We start from the raw sequence: 24,144 nt of genomic DNA, 5'->3' as shown, positions 1-24,144 counted from the left end.
CTCCTTGACCTCTCCTTAACGTGTCGCGGAACACATTCGCGGTGCGAGGAGAGCACGATGAGTACCGAAACGAACGCTCCCAGTCCACCGGAAACGGACTGGGACAAAGCCCATGACAGCGCGGAGTTCAAGGAACTGCGGGCTCGGTTGCGCCGGTTCGTCTTCCCCGTCTCGGCGCTGTTCCTTCTCTGGTACCTGCTCTACGTGCTGCTCGCCGACTACGCGCACGGCTTCATGAGCACGAAGCTGGTCGGGAACATCAACATCGGCCTCGTCTTCGGTCTGCTGCAGTTCGTTTCGACCTTCGTGATCACCGGGCTCTACGTCCGTTACGCGAACAAGAAACTCGACCCCCTCGCGGAGAAGATCCGCACGGACATCGAGAGTGAGGCCAAATGAACCTCGCCGCCGGAGTCGAGGGCAGCAGCCCCGTACTCAACATCACCATCTTCGGCCTGTTCGTGGTGGTCACGCTGTTCGTCGTGTTCCGGGCGAGCCGCAACACGAAGACGGCGTCGGACTACTACGCCGCCGGCCGCGCGTTCACCGGTCCGCAGAACGGCGTCGCCATCGCGGGTGACTACCTGTCCGCGGCGTCGTTCCTCGGGATCGCGGGCGCGATCGCCGTCTACGGTTACGACGGTTTCCTCTACTCCATCGGCTTCCTGGTGGCGTGGCTGGTGGCGTTGCTGCTGGTCGCGGAACTGCTGCGCAACACCGGCAAGTTCACCATGGGCGACGTGCTGGCGTTCCGGATGAAGCAGCGCCCGGTCCGCGCGGCGGCCGCGACGTCCACGCTCGCCGTCTCGTTCTTCTACCTGCTCGCGCAGATGGCGGGAGCCGGTGGCCTCGTCGCGTTGCTGCTCGGGATCGAGAGCAAGGCCGGGCAGGCCGCGATCATCGTGATCGTCGGCATCATCATGATCGCCTACGTGCTCATCGGCGGGATGAAGGGCACCACCTGGGTCCAGATCATCAAGGCGGCGCTGCTCATCGCCGGCGCGCTGGCGATGACGCTGTGGGTGCTGGGCATGTACGGCTTCAACCTTTCCGCGCTGCTGCAGGGCGCGGTGGACAGGGCGGGCAGTGCCGGTGAAGCGCTGCTGGGGCCGGGTAACCAGTACGGCAAGACCGGCACGACGAAGCTCGACTTCCTGTCGCTGGGCATCGCACTGGTGCTCGGTACCGCGGGACTGCCGCACGTCCTGATGCGCTTCTACACCGTGCCGACCGCGAAGGAAGCCCGTCGTTCCGTGGTCTGGGCGATCGCGCTGATCGGCGTCTTCTACCTGTTCACCCTGGTGCTCGGCTACGGCGCCGGCGCGCTGGTCGGCGCCGACAAGATCAAGGCCGCGCCGGGTGGCGTGAACTCGGCGGCCCCGCTGCTGGCCCTGGAACTCGGCGGGCCGGTCCTATTGGGCCTGATCGCGGCGATCGCCTTCGCGACGATCCTCGCGGTGGTCGCGGGACTGACGATCACGGCGTCGGCGTCGTTCGCGCACGACGTCTACGCCAGCGTGATCAAGAAGGGCAAGGCGTCCCCGGATTCGGAGGTGAAGGTCGCCAGGATCACCGCGCTGGTGATCGGCGCGGTCGCGATCCTCGGCGGCATCCTCGCCAACGGGCAGAACATCGCGTTCCTGGTGGCGCTCGCGTTCGCGGTGGCGGCGTCGGCGAACCTGCCGACGATCCTGTACTCGCTGTTCTGGAAGCGGTTCAACACCCAAGGCGCGCTGTGGAGCATCTACGGCGGTCTCGCGGTCTGCATCGTGCTGATCGTGTTCTCGCCGGCGGTCTCGGGGAAGCCCGTCGACCCGAAGACCGGGAAGAGCGCCTCGATGATCCAGGGCGTCGACTTCCACTGGTTCCCGCTGGACAACCCGGGCATCGTCTCGATCCCGGTCGCGTTCTTCCTCGGCTGGCTCGGCACCGTGCTGTCCAAGGAGCACAACCAGAAGAAGTACGCCGAGATGGAGGTCCGCTCGCTCACCGGTGCGGGCGCCGAAAAGGCGATCGCCCACTAGTCGCCGGGACGGTGCGGCCGGCATCCGACGCCCCCGGCCGCACCGTCCCGGTTCCATTCCCCTCAGTACGGCAGCTTTCCCGCCGTCAGCTCGGCCAGCTTCGCGCGGAGATCGGCGCGAAGCGACTTCCACAGCCCGGTGCCCAGCGAGATCCGCGCCACCCCCAGTGTGGTGAGCGCGGAGAGATCGGGGCCTCCGGGCATCGGAGCGGCGTTGACCGCTCCCGGCGCGAGCGCCTTCACGAACTCGCCGAGCACCTCCGGCGACTTCACCATGATCGGGTACACGCAGTCCGCTCCGGCCTCGAAGTACGCCTTGGCCCGCAAGATCGCGTCGTCCAGTACCGCTCGTTCGTCGGACGCGCCGAGGAAGACGTCGACGCGGGCGTTGATCACCAGAGCGTCCCCGGCGGCCTCGCGCAACTTCGCGACCCGTTCCGCCTGCGCCTCGAGTGGACGCACCCCGCCTGCGGCGTGATCGGTGTCCTCGTAGTTGCAGCCGACGGCACCCGCCTCGGCCAGCCTCGCCGCGAGCTCGCCCCCTTCGAGGCCGTATCCGCCTTCCACGTCGACGGTCACCGGAACCGAGACCGCCCGCGCGATCCTCGCGGCCGCCGCGAACATCTCGGCGGCGGGCGCGTCCTCCCCGTCGTCGTAGCCGAGGACCTTGGCCACGGCGAACGAACTCGTCGCCACGACGGGGAACCCGGCGGCCTCCACGAGACGCGCGCTGTCGGCGTCCCACGCGTTCGGCAGGAGCAGCGGGGTTCCCGCGACGTGCAGTTCCCGCAGCCGGGCCGCCGTCATTCGGCGCGCTCGGGCAGCGGCGCGTGGCTGGTCACGCACATCCGGTTCCAGCTGTTGATCGCGATGGCCTCCCAGACGATGGCGCGGTACTGCTCCTCGGTGAAGACGCGGGTGGCCTCTTCGTAGACGTCGTCCGGCACATCGTGCAGGGTCGCCACGTTCGTGATCGCCTCGGTGAGCGCGAGCGCGGCGCGCTCCTGCTCGGTGAACAGTTCGGTCTCGCGCCAGCCCTGCAGCACGAACAGCCGCCGCGGCGACTCGCCCATCTGCAGCGCGTCGTGGGAGTGCATGTCGAGGCAGAACGCGCAGTGGTTGATCTGCGACGACCGCATCTTCACCAGTTCGAGGATCTTCTGGTCGACCCCGGCGTTGGCGGCGGCCTTCTCGACTTCGGCCTGCAGTTTCGCCATGGCCTGGTAGATCTCGGGCACTCGCTTGCCCACATGGATTCGCTCGGTCATGCCGTCGAATCTAGCGGCGACTGGCCCACGAGTATGGTCCAGTCACATGGCAGATTCGTGGTCCAGTTCGGGAATAGACGTCCATCTGGACTGGCGTCCCGAAAGCGGCCGGAGCGGGCTCGCCGCCGCGATCCGCGCGGCCATCCGGGAGGGACGCTGGCAGGCGGGCGCCGCGGTGCCCTCGACCAGGGCGCTGGCGCAGGATCTCGGCGTGGCCAGGGGAACGGTCACCCGGGTTTACGCCGACCTCGCCGCCGAGGGATATCTGCGGACCACTCAGGGCGCGCCGACCCGCGTCGCGACGGCGGGCGCGCTGCCCGCGTCACCGCCGAGGCCGGTCCCCCGCGACCCGGCGCCGCGCTGGGACCTGCGCCCCGGCAGGCCGAACCTGTCGGCGTTCCCCCGCTCCGCCTGGCTCGCCGCGACCCGGCGGGCACTGCACCAGGCGCCGATGTCGGCGTTCGACTACACGGCCGAGTCCGGTGCGCCGGAACTGCGGGAGACGCTCGCCGCGTATCTGGCTCGCAGCCGCGGCGTGGTCGCCGACCCCGCCCGCATCCTGGTGTGTTCCGGGTTCTCGCACGCGATCGCGGTACTGGCGCGGGTGCTGCACGCGCGCGGCGCGGACGAGATCGCGTTCGAGAACCCGTCGCTGAACATCTACCGGAACATCGCCGCCGCCAACGGTCCCCGCGTGGTCGGCGTCCCCGTCGACGACCACGGGATCACGGTGTCCGCTTTGGACAGTCCGGCGGTCGTGGTCACCCCGGCGCATCAGTACCCGCTCGGCGTCACCCTCGCTCCGGGGCGACGGGCCGAACTCACCCGTTGGGCTGAGGAAACCGGCGCCGTCGTCATCGAGGACGACTACGACGGCGAGTTCCGGTTCGACCATCAGCAGGTCGGCGCGTTGCAGGCGCTGGCACCCGAACGGGTCGTGTACGTGGGCACGACGAGCAAGACACTCGCGCCGTCGCTGCGCCTGGGCTGGATGGTGCTGCCGCGGTTCCTGGTCGAACCGGTGCGTGCGGCCCTGGCCGAGAGCGGGGCGCGGCCCGCGCTGCTGGACCAGCTGGCGATGGCCGAACTGATCGAATCGGGCGCCTACGACCAGCACATCCGCCGCTGCCGCGTCGAATACCGTTCCAGGCGGGACAAGCTGCTCGCGGCCCTGCCGGATTCCGTGCTGCCGCAAGGGATCTCCGCCGGGCTGCACTTGGTGCTCCAGTTCCCCTGCGAGCTTCCCCGGGAGATGGAGGTGCTGGCCGCCTGCCGCCGTCGCGCGATCGGGCTCGAAGGGCTCAGCGGCCACTGGATCGGCGAGCCGCGACGCGAAGGGCTCATCATCGGGTACGGCGCCGCCGCGAAGCACGCTTTCGGCGGCTCCATCCAGGCCTTGCGCGAGGCCATCTTCGAGGTCACCTGACACCCCCGCAATTCGTCACCTACTTGCGACGATGGCGCAAGTAGGTGACGAATTGCGAGAGGGGGTCAGCAGAACCAGGGGCGGGCCCGGAGGATGTCGGTCTTCAGGACCGGCGCGCCGTCGACCGGGGCGGGGTTCTCCGGGGTCGGCTTGATGCCCCCGGCGGCGACGTCGTCGAGGGTTTCGAGACCTTCGTGGCCCACGGTGCCGAAGATCGTGTAGTTCGGGCGAAGCGCGGAGTCGCCGTACACGACGAAGAACTGGCTACCGTTCGTCGCCGGACCCGCGTTGGCCATCGCGAGCACGCCACGCGCGTACACCTTGCGCTCGCCGGTCGGGTCGGTCGGCGCGGGCGGCAGGCCCACGGGCAGTTCGTCCTTGTACTTGTAGCCGGGGCCGCCCTCGCCGGTACCGCTCGGGTCACCGCACTGCAGGACCTTCAAGGTCGGGTACGCGGTCAGCCGGTGACACGTCGTGCGGTCGTAGAAACGGTGCTTCGCGAGGTGCAGGAAGCTCTGCACTGTGCACGGCGCCTTCGCCCGATCGAGGGTCAGGTCGATCTTGCCCTGGTTGGTCTTCAGCTGCACCGGGACTTTGCCCCGGTCCGGCGTGTGCCGGGGGTCCGGCGGCAGCGGGACCGGCCGCGCGGCCGGCTCGTCCGGCGTCTGCGTGTACTGGCACGGCCCCTTCGTGACCTTCGGCGGTGCGCCCTCCGCCGACGCCGTCCCGGTGCCTGCCGCGAGCATCAGCCCTGCCCCCAGCACTGCCACAAAGACCTTCGTGATCCTCTGCACGGTTCCTGCCTCCCAGCCGTGGACGAAGAGCAGAGCATAGGGTGAATCCCCGGCGCTCACACAGGTCCGGAAGTAGGTCCGCGGTTAGGGTCGGAACCGTGGAGATCGCCGAACGACACCAATGGCAGCTGAACGCCCTGACCTTTCTGTACGCGTACACGCAGTACGTCCTCGTGCACGAGAGGGTCATGGCCGGGCTGCCGCCGGAGAAACCGGCCGAACTCGACAAACCGCGCATGCTCAGGCTCGCCAAGGTCGTCGACGACATGATCCTCGACTTCCGCAAGGAGGACGGGCTGACCGACCTCGAACGGCGCCGGGTCATCCGCCTCGCCAGGGAGATCAAGTCGCACGTCCGGGAGAAGTGGCCGCCTCGCGACGCGTCGCTCACCGAGTGGATCGCCTCGGCCGCGGCGCACTTCTACTGCGAGGAGCACATCAACAACGGCTACGTCCGGATGGGCCGCGTCTTCGACCCCGACATGGCCGACCGGTTCCTGGAGCGGGTGGAGTTCTGCCGGGGGCAGACGGTCACGATCACGAACTACGCCCACAAGGTGGCCGACGGCGAACAGCTCACCTACGGCGAGACGAATCAGCTCGAGGTCTGGAAAGAGGACGCGATCGCCCATCTGGACAATCTCGACAGCGATTTCGGCGACATCAAGATGTACGTCGAATTCTGAACCCTCACGAACCGCGAAGATCTCCGATGAGTTCTTCGGCCGCCGCGAACGGGTCGAGTTTCCGCGCGACCACGCGTTCGGCCAATTCGGTGAGCCGGTCCCCGGAGCGCAGGTCGACGATTTCCGCGCGCAACCGCTGCACGGCGATCGCCTCGACCTCGTCCCGGGCCCGCGCCGCACGGCGGCGGGGCAGTTCGTCGCGCCGGACCAGCCAGTCGTGGTGTTCGTCGAGCGCGCGGACGACGTCCTCGACACCCTCGCCGCGCGAGGCCACCGTTCGCACGATCGGCTGCCGCCAGCTCGGGCCGCGGATCTCCCGGCGCACCAAGGAGATCATCTGCTTGAGGTCGTGCACGGTCGCGTCCGCGCCCTCGCGGTCGGCCTTGTTGACCACGAACACGTCCGCGATCTCCAGCACGCCCGCCTTGGCCGCCTGGATCCCGTCACCCATCCCCGGCGCGAGCAGGACCACCGTGGTGTCGGCCAGTTTCACGACGTCCACTTCGGACTGACCGACGCCGACGGTCTCGATCAGCACGACGTCGAACCCGGCCGCGTCGAGCACCCGGACCGCCTGCGGCGTCGCCCACGACAGCCCGCCGAGATGACCGCGCGTGGCCATCGACCGGATGAAGACACCCGGATCGGTGGCGTGTTCGGTCATCCTGATCCGGTCGCCGAGCAGTGCGCCGCCGGAAAACGGCGACGACGGGTCGATCGCCAGCACGCCGACCCGCAGGCCCCGTGCCCGCAGGGCCGTGAGCAGCGCGGACGTCGATGTCGACTTACCGACACCGGGCGGCCCGGTCAGGCCGACGACCCGCGCGTTGCCGGTGTGCGGCGTCAGCTTCGCCGCGACCTCGGGCAGCCGCGGATGCGCGTCCTCGACCAGCGAAAGCAACCGGGCGATCGCGCGGGGGACGCCGTCCCGCGCGCGACCGACCAGTTCGTCGATGTCCAGCTGTACCGGCAAGGGCTTTACGGAACGCGGAGCAGCAGCGCGTCGCCCTGGCCGCCACCACCGCAGAGGGCGGCCGCGCCGAGCCCACCACCGCGACGGCGGAGTTCGTGGACCAGGTGCACGGCGAGCCGCGCGCCGGACGCGCCGATCGGGTGACCGAGCGCGATGGCGCCGCCGTCGACGTTGACCTTCTCCGGGTCGAGCCCGAGCTTGTCGGCCGAAACCAGGCCGACGGCGGCGAACGCCTCGTTGATCTCGACGAGGTCGAGCGCGTCCGCGGTCAGCTTCTCCTTGGCCAGCGCGGCCAGGATCGCGTTCGACGGCTGCTCGTGCAGGCTGGCGTCCGGGCCGGCGACCACGCCGTGCGCGCCGATCTCGGCGAGCGCGGTCAGGCCCAGTTCCTCGGCCTTGGCCTTGCTCGCGACGATGACCGCGGCCGCGCCGTCGGAGATCTGCGACGCCGAACCGGCGGTGATGGTGCCGTCGGAGGCGAAGGCGGGACGCAGCTTCGCGAGGCCTTCGGCGGTGGTGTCGGCGCGGACGCCCTCGTCCTTCGAGAAGACGACCGGGTCGCCCTTGCGCTGCGGGATCGACACCGGCGCGATCTCGGCGTCGAAGCGGCCCGCCGCGATGGCGGCGGCGGCACGCTGGTGCGACCGCGCGGAGAACTCGTCCTGCTGCTCACGGGTGATCCCGTAGCGGCTGTTGTACTTCTCCGTCGACGAACCCATGGCGACCTGGTCGAAGGCGCAGAACAGACCGTCGTACGCCATGTGGTCGACGAGCGTGGTGTCGCCGTACTTGAAACCCGCGCGGGACTTCGGCAGCAGGTGCGGCGACTGGGTCATCGACTCCTGGCCGCCGGCCACGATCAGGTCGAACTCCCCCGCGCGGATGAGCTGGTCGGCCAGCGCGATGGCGTCGAGGCCGGAGAGGCAGACCTTGTTGATGGTCAGCGCCGGGACGCTCATCGGGATACCGGCGGCGACCGCGGCCTGCCGGGCCGGGATCTGGCCCGCGCCCGCGGTGAGCACCTGGCCCATGATCGTGTACTGCACCGCGTCGGGCGAGACACCGGCCTGCTCCAACGCCGCCTTGATGGCGAATCCGCCGAGTTGCGCGCCCGAGAAATCCTTCAGGGAACCGAGCAATCGCCCGATCGGTGTACGGGCGGCACCCAGGATCACGGAACCGGACACGGCGTCCTCCAAGCATCGGCGCAAGGGCAAAGGGGGTCTTCGCGACCATACCCGGGTCGCGGGTCTCTTGATGGAGCCAGTGTGAGGCGGCGCACGCCGGTCCGCCCGCCCGCGCACCTATCCTGCTCTGCATGAACCAGGCGCTGAAACCGTTCGTGACGGCCATCGACCACGTCGGCATCGCGGTACCCGACCTCGACGCCGCGATCGCCTTCCACGCCGAGCATTTCGGCCTGGAGGTCGCGCACGAGGAGGTCAACGAGGAGCAGGGCGTCCGCGAGGCGATGCTGCGCGCGCCGGGTACCGCGGGGACCGAGACCGCGATCCAGCTCCTCGCTCCGCTGCGCGAGGATTCCGCGATCGGCAAGTTCCTCGCGAAGAGCGGCCCCGGGCTGCAGCAGCTGGCGTATCGAGTGTCCGATGTGGACGCGGCCGCCGCGGCGCTGCGTGCGCAGGGGCTGCGGCTGCTCTACGACGAGGCGAAGCGGGGGACGTCCGACAGCCGGGTGAACTTCGTGCACCCCAAGGACGCAGGCGGTGTGCTCGTCGAGTTGGTGGAGCCCGCGAAGGACGGTCACTGACCCCGCGTCAACGCGGAGGCGATGAAGAGGACCTCGCGATCGATCTCGGCGGGGTCCCCGTCCTCGCTGTGCCGAGCCGTCGCGTGACGGTGGCTGACCGCCCGCGCGAGTAGTCCCGACGCGGAATCGACGTCGGCTATCGCGACCTTGCCGCCCGTCGCGGCGACGATCACCGCCTTCACCTGCCGGACGAGTTGCTGGAAGCGTTCGGCCAGCGCGTCGCGGACCGCGCGGTGCGTGTCGGCCTCGCGCCACAACAGGTGTGACAGCGCCAAGGACCGGTTGAACCGCCTGTCGAGTTCGACGACGAGGCCGCGAAGACTGCCCGCGAGGTCGCCGGGGACGACCACGACGGCCGGTTCGATCCGGGCGTCGGGCAGTTCGGCGACCAGCGCGGCCAGCAGATCCGACTTACGCCGGAAGTAGTAGTGCACCAGGCCTTTCGGCACGCCCGCCCGCTCCGCGATCCGCGAAGTGGGCGTGGCGTCGAAACCGGATTCGGCGAAGAGCGCCTCCGCGGCTCGCAGGATGCGCTGTTTCGCCGAATCCTCTTTCACGCCGTTTCCTCCTGGGTCAGTGCTGTCCCGCCGTCCGGTGCGTCGCCTGGGCGATCGGCATCGCCGCCGCCCCGGCCACCACGGTCAGGACGCCACCGATCCAAGCGGTCCAGGACGCGCCCATGAAGCCGGCGTATCCCATCACCCAGGGCGAAATGAACAGCAGCGCGCCCAGGACGATCTGAATGCCTTCGCCGTAGACCATGCCAGGCATCGCAAGCGACGCGAGACCGTCGAGGGCGATCAGCGCGCCGAGGATGACGAGCGTCCACATGGCGGTGTTGTCCGTGGTCATCCAGAGGGGTGAAAGCGCGACCACGACACCGATGACCACCTCCGCCCAGTCATGGGGACGGGTCCAAGGGCGCGTCGTGGGTTCGTTCATGCGTGCTCACCTCCGAAAATCGGCTGAACCTGCAGGTCGGAGAGATCTCCACGTCCGATGGTCCGCTTGGTTGGCCGGCCGGTCAAGACCGGTCGATAACACTTCGGGATGTGGACGTGCTCCACGTCTCGTACAGTTGTGGACTTGGTTACCCGTGAGTAATTTGTGGCCCCAACGCCATGACCCCAATCGCGGAGGTTTCGATGTCGCAGCTCGGCGAGATCCAGCAGGCCATTCTGAACGATGACCTCGGCGCCGTGGCGTCGCTCGACGTGCCGGAGACCTATCGCGGGGTGACCGTGCACAAGGACGAGGCCGACATGTTCGAAGGCCTCGAAAGCCGGGACAAGGACCCGCGCAAGTCCCTGCACGTGGACGAGGTCCCGGTGCCGGAGCTCGGCCCGGGCGAGGCGCTGGTCGCGGTCATGGCGAGCGCGATCAACTACAACACCGTGTGGACCTCGATCTTCGAGCCGGTCTCGACGTTCAAGTTCCTGGAGCGCTACGGACGGCTTTCACCGCTGTCGAAGCGCCACGACCTGCCCTATCACGTCGTCGGCTCGGACCTGTCCGGCGTCGTGCTGCGCACCGGGCCCGGCGTGCACAACTGGAAGCCGGGCGACGAGGTCGTCGCGCACTGCCTCAACGTCGAACTCGAGGGCCCGGACGGGCACAACGACACGATGCTCGACACCGAGCAGCGGATCTGGGGTTTCGAGACGAACTTCGGCGGGCTCGCGGAGATCGCGCTGGTGAAGGCGAACCAGCTGATGCCGAAGCCGGGCCACCTCACCTGGGAGGAGGCCGCCTCCCCCGGCCTGGTGAACTCCACGGCCTACCGCCAGCTCGTCTCGCGCAACGGCGCCGACATGAAGCAGGGTGACGTCGTGCTGATCTGGGGCGCTTCGGGCGGCCTCGGCTCCTACGCGACGCAGTACGCGCTCAACGGCGGCGCGATCCCGGTGTGCGTGGTCTCCAGCCCCGAAAAGGCGGAGATCTGCCGGAAGCTCGGCGCGGAGCTGATCATCGACCGGAACGCGGAGGGCTACAAGTTCTGGAAGGACGAGCACAACCAGGACCCGAAGGAGTGGCAGCGGTTCGGCAAGAAGATCCGCGAGCTGACCGGCGGTGAAGACCCGGACATCGTCTTCGAGCACCCGGGGCGCGAAACCTTCGGCGCGTCCGTCTACGCCGCGCGCAAGGGCGGCACGATCGTCACGTGCGCGTCGACTTCCGGCTACATGCACCAGTACGACAACCGCTACCTGTGGATGAACCTGAAGCGGATCATCGGCAGCCACTTCGCGAACTACCGCGAATCGTGGGAAGCGAACCGGCTGATCGCGAAAGGTCTGATCCACCCGACGCTGTCGAAGACCTACTCGCTCGAGGAGACCGGGCAGGCCGCGCTGGACGTCCACCGCAACGCGCATCAGGGCAAGGTCGGCGTGCTCGCCCTTGCGCCGGAAGAAGGTCTGGGTGTCCGGGACCACGAGCTGCGCGAAAAGCACATCGACGGGATCAACGCCTTCCGGAACGTTTAGCGCGCCGGAACGTGCTTTCGCCGCGCGTTGCGTGGGTGCTCACCCTTCCGTGACTCCAGCTCGACTACGGTAGAAGGATGAGCCTTGGCGAGGAACGGGAGCTAGTGCCGCTGGGAGCCGGCTTCGACGTGGCGAAGCGCGGTTACAGCCGTGCGCAGGTCGACGAACATCTCGAACGGCTGGACGCCGATCTGAAGATGCTCACCGCCGATCGCGATGCCGCCATCGGGCAGGCGGGCGACCTGGCACGGCAGCTGGAGATCGCGCGCGGCGAGATCGCGGACCTGCGCGGGCAGGTCGACAGGCTCGCCCAGCCGCCGACGAGTGTCGAAGGCCTTTCCGAGCGCCTGCAGCGCATGTTGCGGCTCGCGCAGGACGAGGCCGCCGACACCAAGGCGCGCGCGGAAGCCGAAGCCGGGCACATCCGCGCGAAGGCGGAGACCGACGCGAGCGCCATGCGGGCCCGCTACGAGCAGCTGCTCAACGAGCTCGACCTCCGTCGCAAGGAGATGGAGGCCGAGCACCGCGGTGTGCTCGAAAAGGCGCGCGCCGAGGCGAAGGACATCACCGACAAGGCGAAGGCCGAGCGGGACAAGCTCGACGCCGAGTCGCAGCAGCGCCGCACGCAGGTCGAAGAGGACTTCGAGATCGCGATGGCGTCGCGGCGTACCGAGGCCATGCACGCGCTGGCCGAGCAGGAGGCCGCGAGCAAGGCCGAGGCCGCCCGCCGTGTCCGCGAAGCCACCGAGGACGCCGCCGCCATCCGCGCGAAGGTGCTCGAAGAGGAGACGGCGGCCAAGGCCGACATCGAGCGCCGTCAGCGCGAGTCCGTCGCCGACGCCAACAAGCGCAAGCAGGACTCGATCACCGAGGCCAACGCCCGGCTCGCCGAGGCGGCCGACGAGGCACGCCGCCGCGTCCGGCAGGCCACCGAAGAGTCCAACCGGCGGATCACGCAGGCCACCGAACGGGTCGAAGCGCTCCGCAAGGTGCGCTCCAGCCTGGCCGAGCAGGTCCGCACCGCGCGGAACGCGCTCGCCGAGGCGACCCACGTGCTCGGCGACGAACCGCATGTCCCGGCGGACCTGAAGGCGAAGCCGTCACCCGACTCGGAAGCCACCGTGCAGCTCCGGACGGCCGATGTGCCGAAGGCCACATCCGGCGCGAAGCCTTCACCGCGACCTGCGGCAGCGCAGAAACCGACTGGCGAGTAACCTTTTCACCCGACCGTGCTCACGGCGGCCTGCGAGGCCGCCGACTAGCGGTTATCGTCGCTGCTCGCGCGCAGGCGCGGGCTGTCAGATCGGTGGAGGTTGCGGATGGCTGCATATCGGACCGTGGTCGTGGGCACGGACGGATCGGATTCCTCGTTCGCCGCGGTGGACCGGGCGGCGGGTGTCGCCGGGGACTCCGGAGCGACCCTGGTCATCGTGTGCGCCTACTACCCCGCCAACAAGGGCGACGTGGAGAAGGCGCAGGACGTCCTCGGCGACGAGGCGTACCAGGTCGTCGGCTCGGCACCGGCCGAGGACACCCTCCTGTCCGCCCGTGACCGGGCGGCGAAGGCCGGCGCGAAGACGATCGAGACCGCCGCGGTCGTCGGCGACCCGGTCGACTCACTGCGCAAGGTCGTCTCCGAGCGCTCCGCGGACCTGCTGGTGGTCGGCAACCGCGGGCTGAACACGCTCGCCGGCCGCATCCTGGGCTCCGTGCCGTCCGAGGTCGCGCGGAAGTCCGGGGTGGACGTGCTCATCGTCCACACCACCTGATGCCCGAACCCGGCGAGATCTCGCCCGACGCGCTGCAACAGCGCCTCGAACGGATCCTGCTCGGTGGTAGGCGCAAGTACACCCGGCTCGAAGTCGCCGAGAAGGCAGGCGTTCCCGAAGAACGCTCTCGGCGCCTTTGGCGTGCGCTGGGCTTCGCGACGGTCGACGACGACGAGGTCGTCTTCACCGACGCCGACATCGAAGCGATCCGCACGGCCGATCAGCTGATGAACTCGGGGCTGATCGACCCGAGTATCGAGCTGGCCGTGACGCGCGCGCTGGGCCAGCACCTTTCGCGCCTCGCGGAATGGCAGGTCCACATGCTGTGGACGATGATCACCGAGAACAAGGAGATCGGCAGCAGCGAACGCCAGATCGGACGGCTCGTCGAGCGGCTGTTGCCCGAGCTGGAGAAGGTGCAGGAATTCGTCTGGCGCCGCCACCTGGCCGCCTACGCCGGCCGTGCGCTGGCCATGCCGGAGGAAGACCTCGAAGCGAGGACCGAAGTGGTCGGCTTCGTCGACATGGTCGGCTACACCCGGCTGACCAGGCAGGTCGACGAAGAAGAGCTGACCGACATCCTCGACCGGTTCGAATCCGTCGCCACCGAGGTGGTCGCGGATCACCACGGGCGGATCGTGAAGATGATCGGCGACGAGGTCCTGTTCGTGGCCGATTCCGCCGTCGACGGGGCCGAGATCGCCCTCGCCCTGTCCGAACGCGCCGATGCCGACGAGACCCTGCCTTCCGTGCGCGCCGGGCTGGCTTCGGGCCGGATCCTAAGCCGGTTCGGCGACGTTTACGGCTCGGTCGTGAACCTCGCCGCCCGCCTCACCTCGACCGCGCGGCCGGGCACCATCCTGGTGGACAGGGAACTCGCCGGCGAGCTTTCGGGCTTCCCGCAGTACGAGGTCCGCTCGCGGCGGCCGGTTTCGGTGCGGGGCTACAACCGGCTGCGGCCTTCGTCCCTGCGCCGGGCGCGGGATCGGCCTTCGGGCATGTTCGCCTCTTCTCAACAGCTCGCCGCGGAGATGCTGGGGCTGGCCACCCCCGCTCAGGACCCGACGCCCGCATCGGAAGACGTTCCGGACGAGGTCGAGGACGCCACCGCGGACTCGTTGCCGCCCCGGCCTCGATCGAAGCGTCGGCGGCGCTGACCCCCTGCCGGTGGCAGCAAGGGACCTTTGCTACCACCGCCGAGCGGTCGCGAGTGGCGATTCGGGTCAGAGCCGGCCTGCGGTCGGCGATTTCGCGTGACTGGAGGGACGACACGCGTGATCAGATGGACGACACGCGTGGTCAGGCGGGCAGCACGGCGTACTGCCGCACGTAGAGGTCGGTGTAGGTGACCGGACCACGCGGGCCGGGGACCTTGTCCAGGTTGATGCCGGTCTCGGGGACGGCGAGGAGCTTGAAGCCGTCGAGCAACCGGGTCGGGGCGTTCCAGAAGACGCCGGTGCCGGTGTACGCGTCGAAGAACGCGTCGGCCGCTTCGTTGCTTTCGGTCACGATGCCGGCGGCGAGGCCGGAGGTCCGTTCGTTGGCGATCTCCGCTGCTTCGGGCAGGCCGGAGACCTTCGCGACGGTGACGGTCGCTTCGCGGTCCGAGTCGAGCGCCCATTCGTAGCCGATGGCGTGCTCGTGCGGGGCGAGCGAAGGAGTGACGCCGCGTTCGGCCAGCGCGCCGGAGATGCCGGGCCAGACGCGGTCGTGGGCGTCCTCGTGGATCAGCAGCAGGTTCAGCCGGTTGCAGACGCCGAGCCGGTCGAGGCTGTTGAAGACCAGGTCGCGCACCTTGTCGGTGTCGGCCGCTTCGTCGACGTACAGCACGCCGCCGCCGTCGGCGTGGGCCAGCGTCCGGACTCCGTGGACGGCCGCCTCGGTGGCCAGCGCCCGGGTGCTGTCGCCGCTGCCGCGCAGGATGACCAGCGGCACGAGCGTGGGGAACCGGACGAGCGCGGAAGCCGCCTCACGCTCGGCACGCGGCACCAGCTGGATGACGTCCGGGTCGATACCCGCCTCGGCGAGCGCGGGGGCGATCACGGTTTCGCGCAGGCGCTGGGCCGAGCCGAGCGCGGCGGAACCCGTGCGGAGCACCCCACCGTTGCGCGACTTCACCAGCTGCGAGGCGACGTCCACCGTGACGTTCGGGCGCGCCTCGTAGTTCGCACCGATCACGCCGACCGGGCGACGGCGCTCGACCAGCCGCAGTCCGCCGTCCAAAGTGGACACATCGACGGACCGCTCCTGATGCGGCGCGCCCGCCAGGAGACGGAGCTGTTCGGCCATGCCGGTCAGCCGCTCGGGGGTGATGGTGAGCCTGTCGAGCAGGCCCGCGCTCATGCCGTCCTCGCGTGCCTTGGCGATGTCGGCCTCGTTCGCTTCGAGCACGACGCCGGCGTGCTCGACAAGCTTGTCCGCCATGGCGTTCAGCGCGGCGTCGATCGCCTCCGCGGTGGCGGCGGCCAGCGACGGCGCGGCCCGTTTCGCCGATCGAGCGCATTCCTCGACGGCCTTGGCGACCTCATCCATCTGCTGACTCCTTCCGCGCGGAACGAGCCATCAGTCTGCCGTACCGCCCCGGTCAGGCGACGGTCGGCTCCAGCAGCCACAACCCGCCCGCGAAGAGACAGCTCACCGTCAGCACGGCCATCACCAGCACCCACAGCACCGCGGGCATCCCGGTGAGCCTGCCGAGCTGATCGGCGTCGGAATCCCTGGCCGCTCCCCGGCGCCGCTTGATCTGGAGCTCGACCACCGGCCGGACACCGCCGAACAGCAGGAACCAGGTCAGCAGGTAGACGAAGATCGCCTGGAACCAGGAGGGCGCCACCAGCGCGACCAGCCCGAGCACCACCGAGCTGGCGACCACGGTGAACACGCCGTAGGTGTTGCGCACCATCACCAGCACACCCAGCAGCATCAACGCCATCGTGATCAGCACGACGGTGATCAGGTCCGACGAGAGCAGTCCCGCGAACACCAGCCCGAGCACGGCGGCCGCCGGGTACCCGGCCAGCGCGGTGAACGCCATCCCCGGGCCCTCCGGTTTGCCACGGGAGACCGTGACGCCGGAGGTGTCCGAGTGCAGCTTGATGCCCTGCAGCCGACGGCCGACCAGCACCGCCGCCAGCGCGTGGCCCGCCTCGTGGACGAGGGTGATCAGGTTGCGGGCGATCCGCCAAGGCCTGCCTGAGAGCACCACGAGCAGCGCGAGACCACCGGTGACCAGGGTGATCGTGCCGGGCGGGGTGGACTGGGCGATGTCGGAAACCGTTTCGGCGGGAGACGAGCTCACCTCACCAGCTCACCACAGGCCGGATATGTCCCGTGTCAGGCGGTCATCGAACCTCCGATCCCGCGCGTGCGAAACTCCCCGGCGTTCCGCAGGGCGAAAGCCACCCAGCTGCGGAACGGCCGCCACACCGCGGACAGCTCCTCCAACTCCTCTGGTGGCGCCAGCGGCAGGTCGTACGCGGCCCGCATGGCCTCCTGCAACCGGGGCTCGCCACTGGGGAAGACGTCCGGATGCCCGGCGCCCCGGATCAGGATCAGCTGTGCCGAGAACGGGCCGATGCCCGGCAAGCGCTGCAACCAGCGCAACGCGTCCGGCACCGGCATCGCACGCAGGTACGCGGCGTCGAGCAGACCGTCCTTGGCGGCGTTGGCCACCGCGCGCAACCGCTCGGCCTTCACCTCCGGCAGGCCGCGCCCGGCCTCCGGCCCCGCCAGTACGTCGGGCGCCGGGAACGATCTGAGGACCTTCCCTCCGACGTCCACCGGCCTGCCGAACTCCTCGGCGAGCCGTCGTTTCACCGTGGCCGCCTGGGACATCCCCGCCCGGTGGCTCAGGATCGCCCAGCAGGCCGCTTCATAGGGCGAATGGAACAGCACCGGCCGCAGACCGGGGTGCGCCTGCTGGAGGCGGCGCACCACGGGATCCGCCGTGCCGATCTTGGCGAAGCCGACGCCGTCGACGTCCACCGACAGGATCCGCCGGACCTGGGCGCCGACTTCGACGGCGAGCCTCTCCTCGGCGAAGACCTCCACCTCGATCGAACCGGGCGATCTCTGTCTGACGGCCGCGCCGACGTGCTCCCAGCCCGCTTCGGCGGGAAAGGCGAAGCGCAGGGTGCCGGGCTCGGCGGCGGCGTCCGCGCGGCACGCGGGCGGGAAAGCGGTCAGGAAGCGGATGGACTTGTCGAGGTCGAACGGGCCGCGCACCGGGATGCGGAGCGTGGTCGTTGCGGGGTGCTGCAGGATCGAGCCGGTCATTTCGGGCTCCTTCGGCTGGGGAACGGCGACTCCCTCCGACGTTAGAGACGGCCACCGACAGTTTCGGGTCGCGGCGGCGGGAATGTCGCGAACGGGCCGGTCATGGCAGATTCTCCGGTGAGGACCGTGAAGGGAGCAGCCATGCCGGACCATCGCGAACGTCTGAGGAGCCTGCTGCGGCCGGGCACCACGCCGACCGCCACCGGGAAGGATTTCCTTGACCTGCTGGGAGAAATCCCGCAGGCGGGGCCGCCGACCGGACTCGCGCAGCGGCTGATGCACACCTCCGCCGTGCCGATGATCTACGAGCGGTACTGGCGCCCGGCGCTGGGCAGGGTCGCGAAAGGACTGAACGGCCCGACGATGGCGGACGAGGTCCGCATCGCGATCGAGGCGCTCGGCCTGCGCCCCGGCCAGGTCGCGCTGGACGTCGCCTGCGGCACCGGCAGGTTCACCCGCGCCTTCGGCGAAGCGGTCGGGCCGGACGGCCTGTCCATCGGGCTCGACGGTTCGGTCACCATGCTGGAGAAGGCACTCGCCGCGCCCAATCCCCCTTCGGTGACCTATCTGCGCGCCGACGCCGTCGATCTGCCACTCGACGATTCCACTGTGGACGCCGTCTGCTGTTTCGCCGCGCTGCACATGTTCGCCGATCCGGACGCGGCGCTGGATTCGTTCGCCCGCGTGCTGAAACCCGGCGGCTCGCTGGTGCTGCTGACCAGCGCCCGGCACAGCGATCAGCCGATGCGGCTCGCGGACACCGTCCTCGGCAGGCTGAGCGGACAGCGGATGTTCGACCGCGGCGAGATCGCGGCGAAGCTGTACCGGCGCGGCTTCGACCACGTCGGCGAGCGGTACGCCGGCGTCACGCAGATCGTCACCGGCGAGCTAGGAGTTAACATCCGGAAATGATCCGCTCTGAGCACGCTTCGCCGATCCCTCCCGACGACGGCTACCTCCGCTCGCTGGTCGACGCGACCGCGGACGCCGTCGCCGCGGCCGAACCCCTCGGTTCACCCCATGACGGCGCGGACGCCGCCACGCGAGCCGCCGTCAGCGCCGAGATCCGCGCGCTGGAGGCGGAATTGGTGGGGCTGAGCCAAGACCTGCACGCTCATCCCGAAGAGGGTTTCGCCGAGCACCGCTCGGTCCGGGCGCTCGGCGACCTGCTCGAGCGGCACGGACACGAGGTGACGATCGGCGCGGGCGGACTCGACACCGCCTTGGTCACGACCACCCCTGGCAGCGGGCCGCATATCGCGGTCCTCTCCGAATACGACGCGCTTCCCGGCCTCGGCCACGGCTGCGGGCACAACGTCATCTGCACCGCGGGCGCGGGCGGCTTCCTCGGCGCGGCGGCGGTCGCCGGACGGCTGGGCGGCCGGGTCTCGCTGATCGGCACACCGGCGGAGGAAGGCGGTGGCGGCAAGGAGACCATGGCCCGCGCCGGCGTTTTCGACGACGTCGACGCCGTGGTCATGCTGCATCCGTTCAGCCACGACATCGCCATGCACCCGTTCCTCGGCAGGCGACAGCTGGAAATGGTGTTCCACGGTGTCGGCGCGCACGCCTCGGCTCAGCCGTTCATGGGCCGCAACGCGCTCGACGCCGCCGTCGCCGCGTATCAGGGTGTCGCGGCGCTTCGGCAGCATCTGCCCTCCAGCGACCGCGTCCACGGCGTCTTCACCGACGGTGGCGCGCGGCCGAACGTCGTCCCCGAACGTGCGGCACTCCTGTTCTATCTCCGCTCCGCGCAGCCGGACACGCTGCGCGACCTCGCCGAGCGGGTTTCGGCGATCGCGCGCGGTGCGGCGGAAATGACCGGCTGCGGAGTCGAACTGAACTGGGACGACCAGCCCGCGTATCTGCCGATCCGGTTCAACACCACCCTCGCCGGGCGCTGGTCGGTGCACCAGGTCGACGCCGGCCGCAAACCGCTGCCACCGGGGATCGTGCCCGAATTCCTCACCGGTTCGACGGATCTCGGCAACCTCTCCTACCGGATGCCCGCGATCCACCCGATGATCGCCATCGCCGGGCCGACGACCGCCTTGCACACCAAGGAGTTCGCGACCGCGGCCGGTTCGCCGGACGGCGATCGCGCGGTCGTCGACGGCGCGCTGGGGCTGGCGCTGACGGCCGTCGACTACCTGGCCGACGCGAAACTCCGCGCCGCGGTGCACGAGGAGTTCGAGGCGTCGGGCGGGGCCTTGGACGTCCCGGCGTTCTTCGACTGAGATTCTCAGGAAAGCCCTGGGGTTCTCCACAGGCGGCTCACAACTACGGGCGCGAATCTTGTTCCATGACCGAGAACGAGAGTCGGCCCGGCCCCGCCTCCACCGGTGGGCACCAGCCGCCGCATCAGCAGCAGTACCCCGGCTACACCCCTTGGCAGGCCGCGCCGAATCCGCTCGTCACCCCGCCGCCGCGCAAGAAGGGCGGGCGGGTCGCCGTCCTCGTCAGTGCGACGGCGCTCGCCGCCGCACTCGTCGGCGGGGTCGGTGGAGCGGCGATCGCGGGGCTCGGCTCCGCGTCTTCGGCGTCGGGCACGGGTTCGTCCGCGGTCGCCAACGGGCAACTGGTCGGGAACAACACTTCGGGTGACGTCAGCGCGGTCGCCGCGAAGGTGACGCCGAGTGTCGTCCAGGTGAACGTGACCACCGCCCAGGGTGAGGCGGTCGGCTCCGGCGTCATCCTGACGGCGGACGGACGCATCCTCACCAACGCCCACGTGGTCGCCGACGCCGAGGGCGACGTGACCGTCACGTTGTCGGACGGCAAGCAGTACAAAGCCAGCGTGGTCGGCGCCGACACGAAGGCCGACATCGCCGTGCTCCAGGCGAAGGACGCGAGCGGCCTGACGCCGGCTTCGCTCGGCGACTCCAGCAAGCTCGCCGTCGGCCAGCAGGTCGTCGCGATCGGCTCACCCGGCGGGCTGCAGAACACCGTGACCACCGGGATCGTGAGCGCACTGAACCGCAAGCTCGACGAGCTGAGCAGTGGTCAGGAGCGGCGCTCGCCCTACAGCAGGACCACGAACGAAGCCGGCCCGAGCTACACCGCGATCCAGACCGACGCCCCGATCAACCAGGGCAACTCGGGCGGGGCGCTGGTGGACGCGCAGGGGAACGTCATCGGCATCAACTCCGCGCTGTACAACCCGGCCTCGACCGGCAGCATCGGCATCGGTTTCGCGATCCCCATCAACGACGCGAAGAAGATCGTCGAGCAGATCGTCGGCTGATCCGGCCGTCTGGACCGCTGTCAGGGGGCGGCCCAGCAGGCACTGTCCGTGAGGGCCTCCTTTCATCAGAGGCCCTCACGGACTTTCAGAGTTCGTAGACGAGGGTGAAGGTGTGGTTGCCTTCGTCGTCCTTGACGATCTTCGCCGTTCCGGTGATACCCGCCAGTTCACCGTGACCGGAGCCCGGCAAGACGATCAGATGATGCCCGTTCTCCCCCGCCGAGTGATGCAGGACGAAGCCACCCTTGCGCCCGTCGACAGTGACGGCCAGCCGCTCGAAGGCGACGTACGCCGACGACGTCTCGTTCACCGCCGTCAGCATCTCCACGGCGCTGGTCCCCTCGACGTCACCGGTGAACGTCTTGGTCAGCCGCACCCGCGAGAACTCGGTGGCTTCGGGCTTCTCGGTGGCTTGTGGTTCCCAGCCGTCCACGGTGAACGACGCGGTCGCGGTATTGGTCATGCCGCCCACCTTGCCGGGCATACCTGACAGATCGCGTCAGGTTTTCTCATCGCCTGCGGTTCCCGAAGAGACCTCGGGTGATCTCCCGTCCCAGCGCGCTCGCCGCCGAGCGGAGGAACGACTTCACCGCCGGGTTCTTCATCGCCTGCTCGACCATGCCCGGCTCTTGCTTCTCGGGTTTCGGAGTGGGGGCCTCGGGCGGCGGCGCCTCGCCCGCAGGCGGCGCGGCCACCTTCGCGGCCAGCTTCTCGTAGGCGGACTCACGGTCGATCGTCTCGGCGTACTTCGCGTGCAAGTCCGAAGACGCCGTCGCCCCGGAGATCGCTTCGGCACCGATGGAGCCCATCTTCGAACGCGGCGCGCGAAGGCGGGTCCACGCGACCGGCGTGGGCGCGCCCCGCTCGGAAAGGACGGTGACGATCGCTTCGCCGATACCGAGCGACGTCAGCGCCGAGTCCAGTTCGTAGTGCTTCGTCTTCGGATACGTCTTCACCGTCTTCGTCAGCGCCGCCTGGTCCTCGGGCGTGAACGCCCGCAACGCGTGCTGTACCCGGGCTCCCAGCTGGCTCAGGACGTTGTTCGGGATGTCCGTCGGGAGCTGCGTGCAGAAGAACACGCCGACGCCCTTGGAACGGATCAGCTTGACGGTCTGCTCGATGCGTTCCAGGAACGCCTTCGAGGCGTCGTTGAACAGCAGGTGCGCCTCGTCGAAGAAGAACACCAGCTTCGGCTTGTCGAGGTCGCCCTCTTCGGGCAACTCCTCGAACAACTCCGCCAGCAGCCACATGAGGAACGTCGAGAACAGCGCGGGCTTCGACTGGAGGTTGTCCAGCTCCAGCAGGGTCACCATCGCCTTGCCGTCCGCCTCGCGCATCAGATCGTGGACGTCCAGCTCGGGCTCGCCGAAGAAGTCCTCGCCGCCCTGAGCCTCCAGATTGGACAGCGCGCGGAGGATCACCCCGGCCGTCGCGGCCGAGACGCCGCCGATGCCCTTGAGGTCCTCCTTGCCCTCGTCACTCGTCAGGTGCGTGATGACCGAGCGGAGGTCCTTCGTATCCAGGAGCGCCAACCCGCGCTGGTCGGCCCAGTGGAAGATCAGGCCGAGCGTCGACTCCTGGGTTTCGTTGAGCCCCAGCACCTTCGACAGCAGGATCGGGCCGAAACTGGTGATCGTCGCCCGGATCGGCGAACCCTTGCCGCCCGTGCCCAGCGACAGGAACTGCACGGGGAACGCGGCGGGCTCCCAGGAGTCGCCCAGCTCTTCCGCACGTTTGGCGATCTTGTCGTTGCTCTCGCCCTGCGCGGCGAGCCCGGACAGGTCGCCCTTCACGTCCGCCAGCACCACGGGCACTCCCGCGGCCGACAGTTGCTCAGCGATCAGCTGCAGGGTCTTGGTCTTGCCGGTACCGGTCGCGCCCGCGACCAGCCCGTGCCGGTTCAGCGTCGCCAGTGGCAGGCGGACCGCCGCACCGGCGTCGGTCTTGCCGTCGAGCACGACGGCGCCGAGCTCGACCGCCGCGCCTTCGCTCACGTACCCCTGCGCGATCTCCTGGGCTGGACCCTGTTCGGCCACTGTCGCTCCCCGATCTGTGACATGACTCACCTGAGGATGCACACGCTGCCAGCAACGCGCCGAACCCGCACGTCGCGCGTCACGAATCCCCGGGTCGGGTTAGGGTTTCGGGGTGAACGACCGCCTAGTCTGGATCGACTGCGAGATGACGGGGCTCGACCTCGGCAAGGACGCGTTGATCGAAATCGCCGCGCTGGTGACCGACGCCGAGCTCAACGTCCTCGGCGAAGGCGTCGACATCGTCATCCACGCCGACGACGAAGCCCTCGACGGCATGCCGGAGGTCGTCCGCGAAATGCACGCCCACTCCGGCCTCACCGAAGAGGTCCGGCGCTCGACCGTGACCATGGCAGAAGCCGAGCAGCGCGTGCTCGAATACGTCCGCGCGCACGTGCCCGAGGCCAACGTCGCCCCGCTCGCCGGCAACTCCATCGCCACCGACCGCGGCTTCATCACCCGCGACATGCCCCTTCTCGACGCGCACCTGCACTACCGCATGGTCGACGTCTCGTCGGTGAAGGAGCTCGTCCGGCGCTGGTACCCGCGGATCTACTACGCCAAGCCCGAGAAGGGCCTCGCGCACCGCGCGCTCGCCGACATCAAGGAATCCATCGGAGAGCTCGACTACTACCGTCGCGCCGCCTTCGTCCCGCAGCCCGGCCCGACCACCGAACAGGCCAAGGCCGCGGCCGCTGAAGTGCAGGAACGCCACCAACGGTAACCCGTTGCGAGCCCCCGAAACGGGCACGCTAATATAGTGCGGCCGAGGTGATGGGGAGCTCCCCGAGCCCGGCGATGGTGGGCGTAGCTCAGCTGGTAGAGCACCTGGTTGTGGTCCAGGAGGTCGCGGGTTCGAAACCCGTCGCTCACCCCATCGACCCCAGTTCGGCCGGTTCTTCCGGCAGGCTGGGGTTCAGCTTTATCCGGGTATCGGTAACGCGGCGTGGCGCTCGCGCGAGTTCAGGAAGTAACTCGCGCGGAGGTTGCCATGAGACGCTGGCCGGTCTTGGTGATCTCGGGACTCTTCGCGCTGATCTCCGCCTGCACGGCCCACCCACCGAACCCGACACCGGTGCCGGCGATGACGTCGACACCGGTCACGACCGTGACCGCGACGCCGTCCACTTCGGTACCGCCGCCGGTGACCGTGACGGTGAGCCCGCCGAAGTCTTCGGTCAAGAAGTCACCGTGGCGCTGCGAGCCCGGCTACCCGAGCTGCACCAAGGCCCAGTCCCAGAAGTACCTCGCCGAACTTGAGCACCAGAAGTGCCGTCGTGATCCGGACAAGACCTGGGACACCGGCACCCAGAAGTGCCGCTACAAGACCAGCGGCGAAGTGCAGTGGGAGTACCACTACGGCACCCCGCCGCCCGAAACGCCATGAGGGGTCCCGTCA

At 69.3% G+C, this 24,144-nt stretch carries 26 protein-coding genes and 1 tRNA gene; 15 read left to right on the top strand and 12 right to left on the bottom strand.

Features of this window, described 5'->3' with window-relative positions; translation table 11 throughout:
• Positions 1 to 57: 57 nt before the first annotated feature.
• Positions 58 to 399 (top strand): DUF485 domain-containing protein, encoded by a 342-nt coding sequence (locus CVV72_RS37670; protein ID WP_219149120.1) that lies wholly within the window; start codon positions 58 to 60, stop codon positions 397 to 399.
• Positions 396 to 2,024 carry a cation acetate symporter gene (locus tag CVV72_RS37665; RefSeq protein WP_219149117.1) on the top strand — a complete coding sequence of 543 codons (1,629 nt, stop codon included), beginning with the start codon at positions 396 to 398 and terminating at the stop codon, positions 2,022 to 2,024. Before CVV72_RS37670 ends, CVV72_RS37665 begins: the two co-directional genes overlap by 4 nt.
• A gap of 62 nt (positions 2,025 to 2,086) precedes the next feature.
• Here CVV72_RS37665 and CVV72_RS37660 read toward each other — a convergent pair whose 3' ends face one another.
• Both CVV72_RS37660 and CVV72_RS37655 read right to left on the bottom strand, forming a co-directional pair.
• A complete protein-coding gene (locus tag CVV72_RS37660; protein WP_219149115.1) occupies positions 2,087 to 2,830 on the bottom strand; it encodes an isocitrate lyase/phosphoenolpyruvate mutase family protein in 744 nt (247 codons plus the stop codon).
• A complete protein-coding gene (locus tag CVV72_RS37655; protein ID WP_016336647.1) occupies positions 2,827 to 3,291 on the bottom strand; it encodes a carboxymuconolactone decarboxylase family protein in 465 nt (154 codons plus the stop codon). Before CVV72_RS37655 ends, CVV72_RS37660 begins: the two co-directional genes overlap by 4 nt.
• A 46-nt stretch (positions 3,292 to 3,337) precedes the next feature.
• Here CVV72_RS37655 and CVV72_RS37650 point away from each other — a divergent pair, with 46 nt between their 5' ends.
• Complete coding sequence (locus CVV72_RS37650) at positions 3,338 to 4,717, top strand: PLP-dependent aminotransferase family protein (RefSeq protein WP_219149113.1); 1,380 nt, start codon at positions 3,338 to 3,340, stop codon at positions 4,715 to 4,717.
• A 65-nt stretch (positions 4,718 to 4,782) separates the two neighbouring features.
• Here the strand turns inward: CVV72_RS37650 and CVV72_RS37645 are convergent, their stop codons facing one another.
• Positions 4,783 to 5,463, bottom strand: a complete 681-nt coding sequence (locus CVV72_RS37645; RefSeq protein WP_125674298.1) for a peptidylprolyl isomerase — start codon at positions 5,461 to 5,463, stop codon at positions 4,783 to 4,785.
• A gap of 146 nt (positions 5,464 to 5,609) precedes the next feature.
• Here CVV72_RS37645 and CVV72_RS37640 point away from each other — a divergent pair, with 146 nt between their 5' ends.
• Complete coding sequence (locus CVV72_RS37640; RefSeq protein WP_034315451.1) at positions 5,610 to 6,197, top strand: hypothetical protein; 588 nt, start codon at positions 5,610 to 5,612, stop codon at positions 6,195 to 6,197.
• Between the two features lie 4 nt (positions 6,198 to 6,201).
• Here CVV72_RS37640 and meaB read toward each other — a convergent pair whose 3' ends face one another.
• Both meaB and CVV72_RS37630 read right to left on the bottom strand, forming a co-directional pair.
• The gene (gene meaB, locus CVV72_RS37635; RefSeq protein WP_219149111.1) at positions 6,202 to 7,170 is read right to left on the bottom strand and encodes a methylmalonyl Co-A mutase-associated GTPase MeaB; all 969 of its coding nucleotides are present in this window, start codon (positions 7,168 to 7,170) and stop codon (positions 6,202 to 6,204) included.
• A 5-nt stretch (positions 7,171 to 7,175) separates the two neighbouring features.
• Entirely contained in the window at positions 7,176 to 8,357 is a 1,182-nt protein-coding gene (locus CVV72_RS37630) for an acetyl-CoA C-acetyltransferase (RefSeq protein ID WP_219149109.1), read from the bottom strand.
• A gap of 131 nt (positions 8,358 to 8,488) precedes the next feature.
• On the opposite strand from CVV72_RS37630, the gene mce reads away from it, so the two are divergent.
• Entirely contained in the window at positions 8,489 to 8,938 is a 450-nt protein-coding gene (gene mce / locus CVV72_RS37625) for a methylmalonyl-CoA epimerase (protein ID WP_034315441.1), read from the top strand.
• Here mce and CVV72_RS37620 read toward each other — a convergent pair.
• Positions 8,932 to 9,495 carry a TetR/AcrR family transcriptional regulator gene (locus tag CVV72_RS37620; RefSeq protein WP_126732824.1) on the bottom strand — a complete coding sequence of 188 codons (564 nt, stop codon included), beginning with the start codon at positions 9,493 to 9,495 and terminating at the stop codon, positions 8,932 to 8,934. The genes mce and CVV72_RS37620 overlap by 7 nt on opposite strands.
• A 16-nt stretch (positions 9,496 to 9,511) precedes the next feature.
• Positions 9,512 to 9,880, bottom strand: coding sequence for an SPW repeat protein (locus CVV72_RS37615; RefSeq protein WP_219149107.1), 369 nt, complete (start codon positions 9,878 to 9,880; stop codon positions 9,512 to 9,514).
• Positions 9,881 to 10,083: 203 nt separating this feature from the next.
• Here CVV72_RS37615 and ccrA point away from each other — a divergent pair, with 203 nt between their 5' ends.
• The 4 genes from ccrA (at position 10,084) to CVV72_RS37595 (ending at position 14,350) form a co-directional block, all read left to right on the top strand.
• A complete protein-coding gene (gene ccrA / locus CVV72_RS37610) occupies positions 10,084 to 11,424 on the top strand; it encodes a crotonyl-CoA carboxylase/reductase (protein WP_219149105.1) in 1,341 nt (446 codons plus the stop codon).
• A 77-nt stretch (positions 11,425 to 11,501) separates the two neighbouring features.
• The gene (locus CVV72_RS37605) at positions 11,502 to 12,638 is read left to right on the top strand and encodes a chromosome segregation protein (RefSeq protein WP_241783754.1); all 1,137 of its coding nucleotides are present in this window, start codon (positions 11,502 to 11,504) and stop codon (positions 12,636 to 12,638) included.
• Between the two features lie 105 nt (positions 12,639 to 12,743).
• Positions 12,744 to 13,193, top strand: a complete 450-nt coding sequence (locus tag CVV72_RS37600) for a universal stress protein (RefSeq protein WP_034315427.1) — start codon at positions 12,744 to 12,746, stop codon at positions 13,191 to 13,193.
• On the top strand, positions 13,193 to 14,350 hold the full coding sequence (locus CVV72_RS37595; RefSeq protein WP_219149102.1) for an adenylate/guanylate cyclase domain-containing protein: 1,158 nt from the start codon (positions 13,193 to 13,195) through the stop codon (positions 14,348 to 14,350). Before CVV72_RS37600 ends, CVV72_RS37595 begins: the two co-directional genes overlap by 1 nt.
• A gap of 142 nt (positions 14,351 to 14,492) precedes the next feature.
• Here the strand turns inward: CVV72_RS37595 and CVV72_RS37590 are convergent, their stop codons facing one another.
• From CVV72_RS37590 to CVV72_RS37580, 3 genes are read right to left on the bottom strand one after another with little or no spacing between them, the layout of a single operon-like run.
• On the bottom strand, positions 14,493 to 15,725 hold the full coding sequence (locus tag CVV72_RS37590; RefSeq protein WP_219149100.1) for an aldehyde dehydrogenase family protein: 1,233 nt from the start codon (positions 15,723 to 15,725) through the stop codon (positions 14,493 to 14,495).
• 52 nt (positions 15,726 to 15,777) lie between these two features.
• A complete protein-coding gene (locus CVV72_RS37585; protein WP_126732820.1) occupies positions 15,778 to 16,491 on the bottom strand; it encodes a M50 family metallopeptidase in 714 nt (237 codons plus the stop codon).
• A 35-nt stretch (positions 16,492 to 16,526) separates the two neighbouring features.
• Positions 16,527 to 17,468 carry a DNA-3-methyladenine glycosylase 2 family protein gene (locus CVV72_RS37580; protein ID WP_219149098.1) on the bottom strand — a complete coding sequence of 314 codons (942 nt, stop codon included), beginning with the start codon at positions 17,466 to 17,468 and terminating at the stop codon, positions 16,527 to 16,529.
• A 141-nt stretch (positions 17,469 to 17,609) separates the two neighbouring features.
• On the opposite strand from CVV72_RS37580, the gene CVV72_RS37575 reads away from it, so the two are divergent.
• From CVV72_RS37575 to CVV72_RS37565, 3 genes are all read left to right on the top strand, one after another.
• Positions 17,610 to 18,380, top strand: coding sequence for a class I SAM-dependent methyltransferase (locus CVV72_RS37575; RefSeq protein WP_219149096.1), 771 nt, complete (start codon positions 17,610 to 17,612; stop codon positions 18,378 to 18,380).
• Positions 18,377 to 19,705 (top strand): M20 family metallopeptidase, encoded by a 1,329-nt coding sequence (locus tag CVV72_RS37570; RefSeq protein WP_219149094.1) that lies wholly within the window; start codon positions 18,377 to 18,379, stop codon positions 19,703 to 19,705. The genes CVV72_RS37575 and CVV72_RS37570 overlap by 4 nt, the downstream gene beginning before the upstream one ends.
• 65 nt (positions 19,706 to 19,770) lie before the next feature.
• Positions 19,771 to 20,712 carry a S1C family serine protease gene (locus tag CVV72_RS37565; protein ID WP_219149092.1) on the top strand — a complete coding sequence of 314 codons (942 nt, stop codon included), beginning with the start codon at positions 19,771 to 19,773 and terminating at the stop codon, positions 20,710 to 20,712.
• 85 nt (positions 20,713 to 20,797) lie between these two features.
• Here CVV72_RS37565 and CVV72_RS37560 read toward each other — a convergent pair whose 3' ends face one another.
• Entirely contained in the window at positions 20,798 to 21,175 is a 378-nt protein-coding gene (locus tag CVV72_RS37560) for a DUF3224 domain-containing protein (RefSeq protein ID WP_219149090.1), read from the bottom strand.
• A gap of 46 nt (positions 21,176 to 21,221) precedes the next feature.
• The gene (locus CVV72_RS37555) at positions 21,222 to 22,748 is read right to left on the bottom strand and encodes a helicase HerA-like domain-containing protein (protein ID WP_219149088.1); all 1,527 of its coding nucleotides are present in this window, start codon (positions 22,746 to 22,748) and stop codon (positions 21,222 to 21,224) included.
• 112 nt (positions 22,749 to 22,860) lie between these two features.
• On the opposite strand from CVV72_RS37555, the gene orn reads away from it, so the two are divergent.
• The 3 genes from orn (at position 22,861) to CVV72_RS37540 (ending at position 24,132) form a co-directional block, all read left to right on the top strand.
• On the top strand, positions 22,861 to 23,469 hold the full coding sequence (gene orn, locus CVV72_RS37550) for an oligoribonuclease (protein ID WP_219149086.1): 609 nt from the start codon (positions 22,861 to 22,863) through the stop codon (positions 23,467 to 23,469).
• A gap of 77 nt (positions 23,470 to 23,546) precedes the next feature.
• A tRNA-His gene (locus CVV72_RS37545) sits at positions 23,547 to 23,622 on the top strand.
• Between the two features lie 114 nt (positions 23,623 to 23,736).
• Complete coding sequence (locus CVV72_RS37540) at positions 23,737 to 24,132, top strand: hypothetical protein (protein WP_219149084.1); 396 nt, start codon at positions 23,737 to 23,739, stop codon at positions 24,130 to 24,132.
• The last annotated feature ends 12 nt before the right edge of the window (positions 24,133 to 24,144 follow it).

Origin of the sequence: Amycolatopsis sp. TNS106 (genome assembly GCF_019330265.1) — a bacterium.
Classification (GTDB): domain Bacteria; phylum Actinomycetota; class Actinomycetes; order Mycobacteriales; family Pseudonocardiaceae; genus Amycolatopsis; species Amycolatopsis lurida.
The sequence above is the reverse complement of the archived record's forward strand: the minus strand, read 5'-3'. Positions and strand labels throughout refer to the sequence as shown.

Coding starts and splice junctions, on each gene's coding strand:
- CVV72_RS37670 (WP_219149120.1), top strand. CDS start 58: ATGAGTACCGAAACGAACGCTCCCAGTCCACCGGAAACGGACTGGGAC.
- CVV72_RS37665 (WP_219149117.1), top strand. CDS start 396: ATGAACCTCGCCGCCGGAGTCGAGGGCAGCAGCCCCGTACTCAACATC.
- CVV72_RS37660 (WP_219149115.1), bottom strand. CDS start 2,830: ATGACGGCGGCCCGGCTGCGGGAACTGCACGTCGCGGGAACCCCGCTG.
- CVV72_RS37655 (WP_016336647.1), bottom strand. CDS start 3,291: ATGACCGAGCGAATCCATGTGGGCAAGCGAGTGCCCGAGATCTACCAG.
- CVV72_RS37650 (WP_219149113.1), top strand. CDS start 3,338: ATGGCAGATTCGTGGTCCAGTTCGGGAATAGACGTCCATCTGGACTGG.
- CVV72_RS37645 (WP_125674298.1), bottom strand. CDS start 5,463: ATGCTCGCGGCAGGCACCGGGACGGCGTCGGCGGAGGGCGCACCGCCG.
- mce (WP_034315441.1), top strand. CDS start 8,489: ATGAACCAGGCGCTGAAACCGTTCGTGACGGCCATCGACCACGTCGGC.
- CVV72_RS37615 (WP_219149107.1), bottom strand. CDS start 9,880: ATGAACGAACCCACGACGCGCCCTTGGACCCGTCCCCATGACTGGGCG.
- ccrA (WP_219149105.1), top strand. CDS start 10,084: ATGTCGCAGCTCGGCGAGATCCAGCAGGCCATTCTGAACGATGACCTC.
- CVV72_RS37605 (WP_241783754.1), top strand. CDS start 11,502: ATGAGCCTTGGCGAGGAACGGGAGCTAGTGCCGCTGGGAGCCGGCTTC.
- CVV72_RS37600 (WP_034315427.1), top strand. CDS start 12,744: ATGGCTGCATATCGGACCGTGGTCGTGGGCACGGACGGATCGGATTCC.
- CVV72_RS37595 (WP_219149102.1), top strand. CDS start 13,193: ATGCCCGAACCCGGCGAGATCTCGCCCGACGCGCTGCAACAGCGCCTC.
- CVV72_RS37590 (WP_219149100.1), bottom strand. CDS start 15,725: ATGGATGAGGTCGCCAAGGCCGTCGAGGAATGCGCTCGATCGGCGAAA.
- CVV72_RS37580 (WP_219149098.1), bottom strand. CDS start 17,468: ATGACCGGCTCGATCCTGCAGCACCCCGCAACGACCACGCTCCGCATC.
- CVV72_RS37575 (WP_219149096.1), top strand. CDS start 17,610: ATGCCGGACCATCGCGAACGTCTGAGGAGCCTGCTGCGGCCGGGCACC.
- CVV72_RS37570 (WP_219149094.1), top strand. CDS start 18,377: ATGATCCGCTCTGAGCACGCTTCGCCGATCCCTCCCGACGACGGCTAC.
- CVV72_RS37565 (WP_219149092.1), top strand. CDS start 19,771: ATGACCGAGAACGAGAGTCGGCCCGGCCCCGCCTCCACCGGTGGGCAC.
- CVV72_RS37560 (WP_219149090.1), bottom strand. CDS start 21,175: ATGACCAATACCGCGACCGCGTCGTTCACCGTGGACGGCTGGGAACCA.
- CVV72_RS37540 (WP_219149084.1), top strand. CDS start 23,737: ATGAGACGCTGGCCGGTCTTGGTGATCTCGGGACTCTTCGCGCTGATC.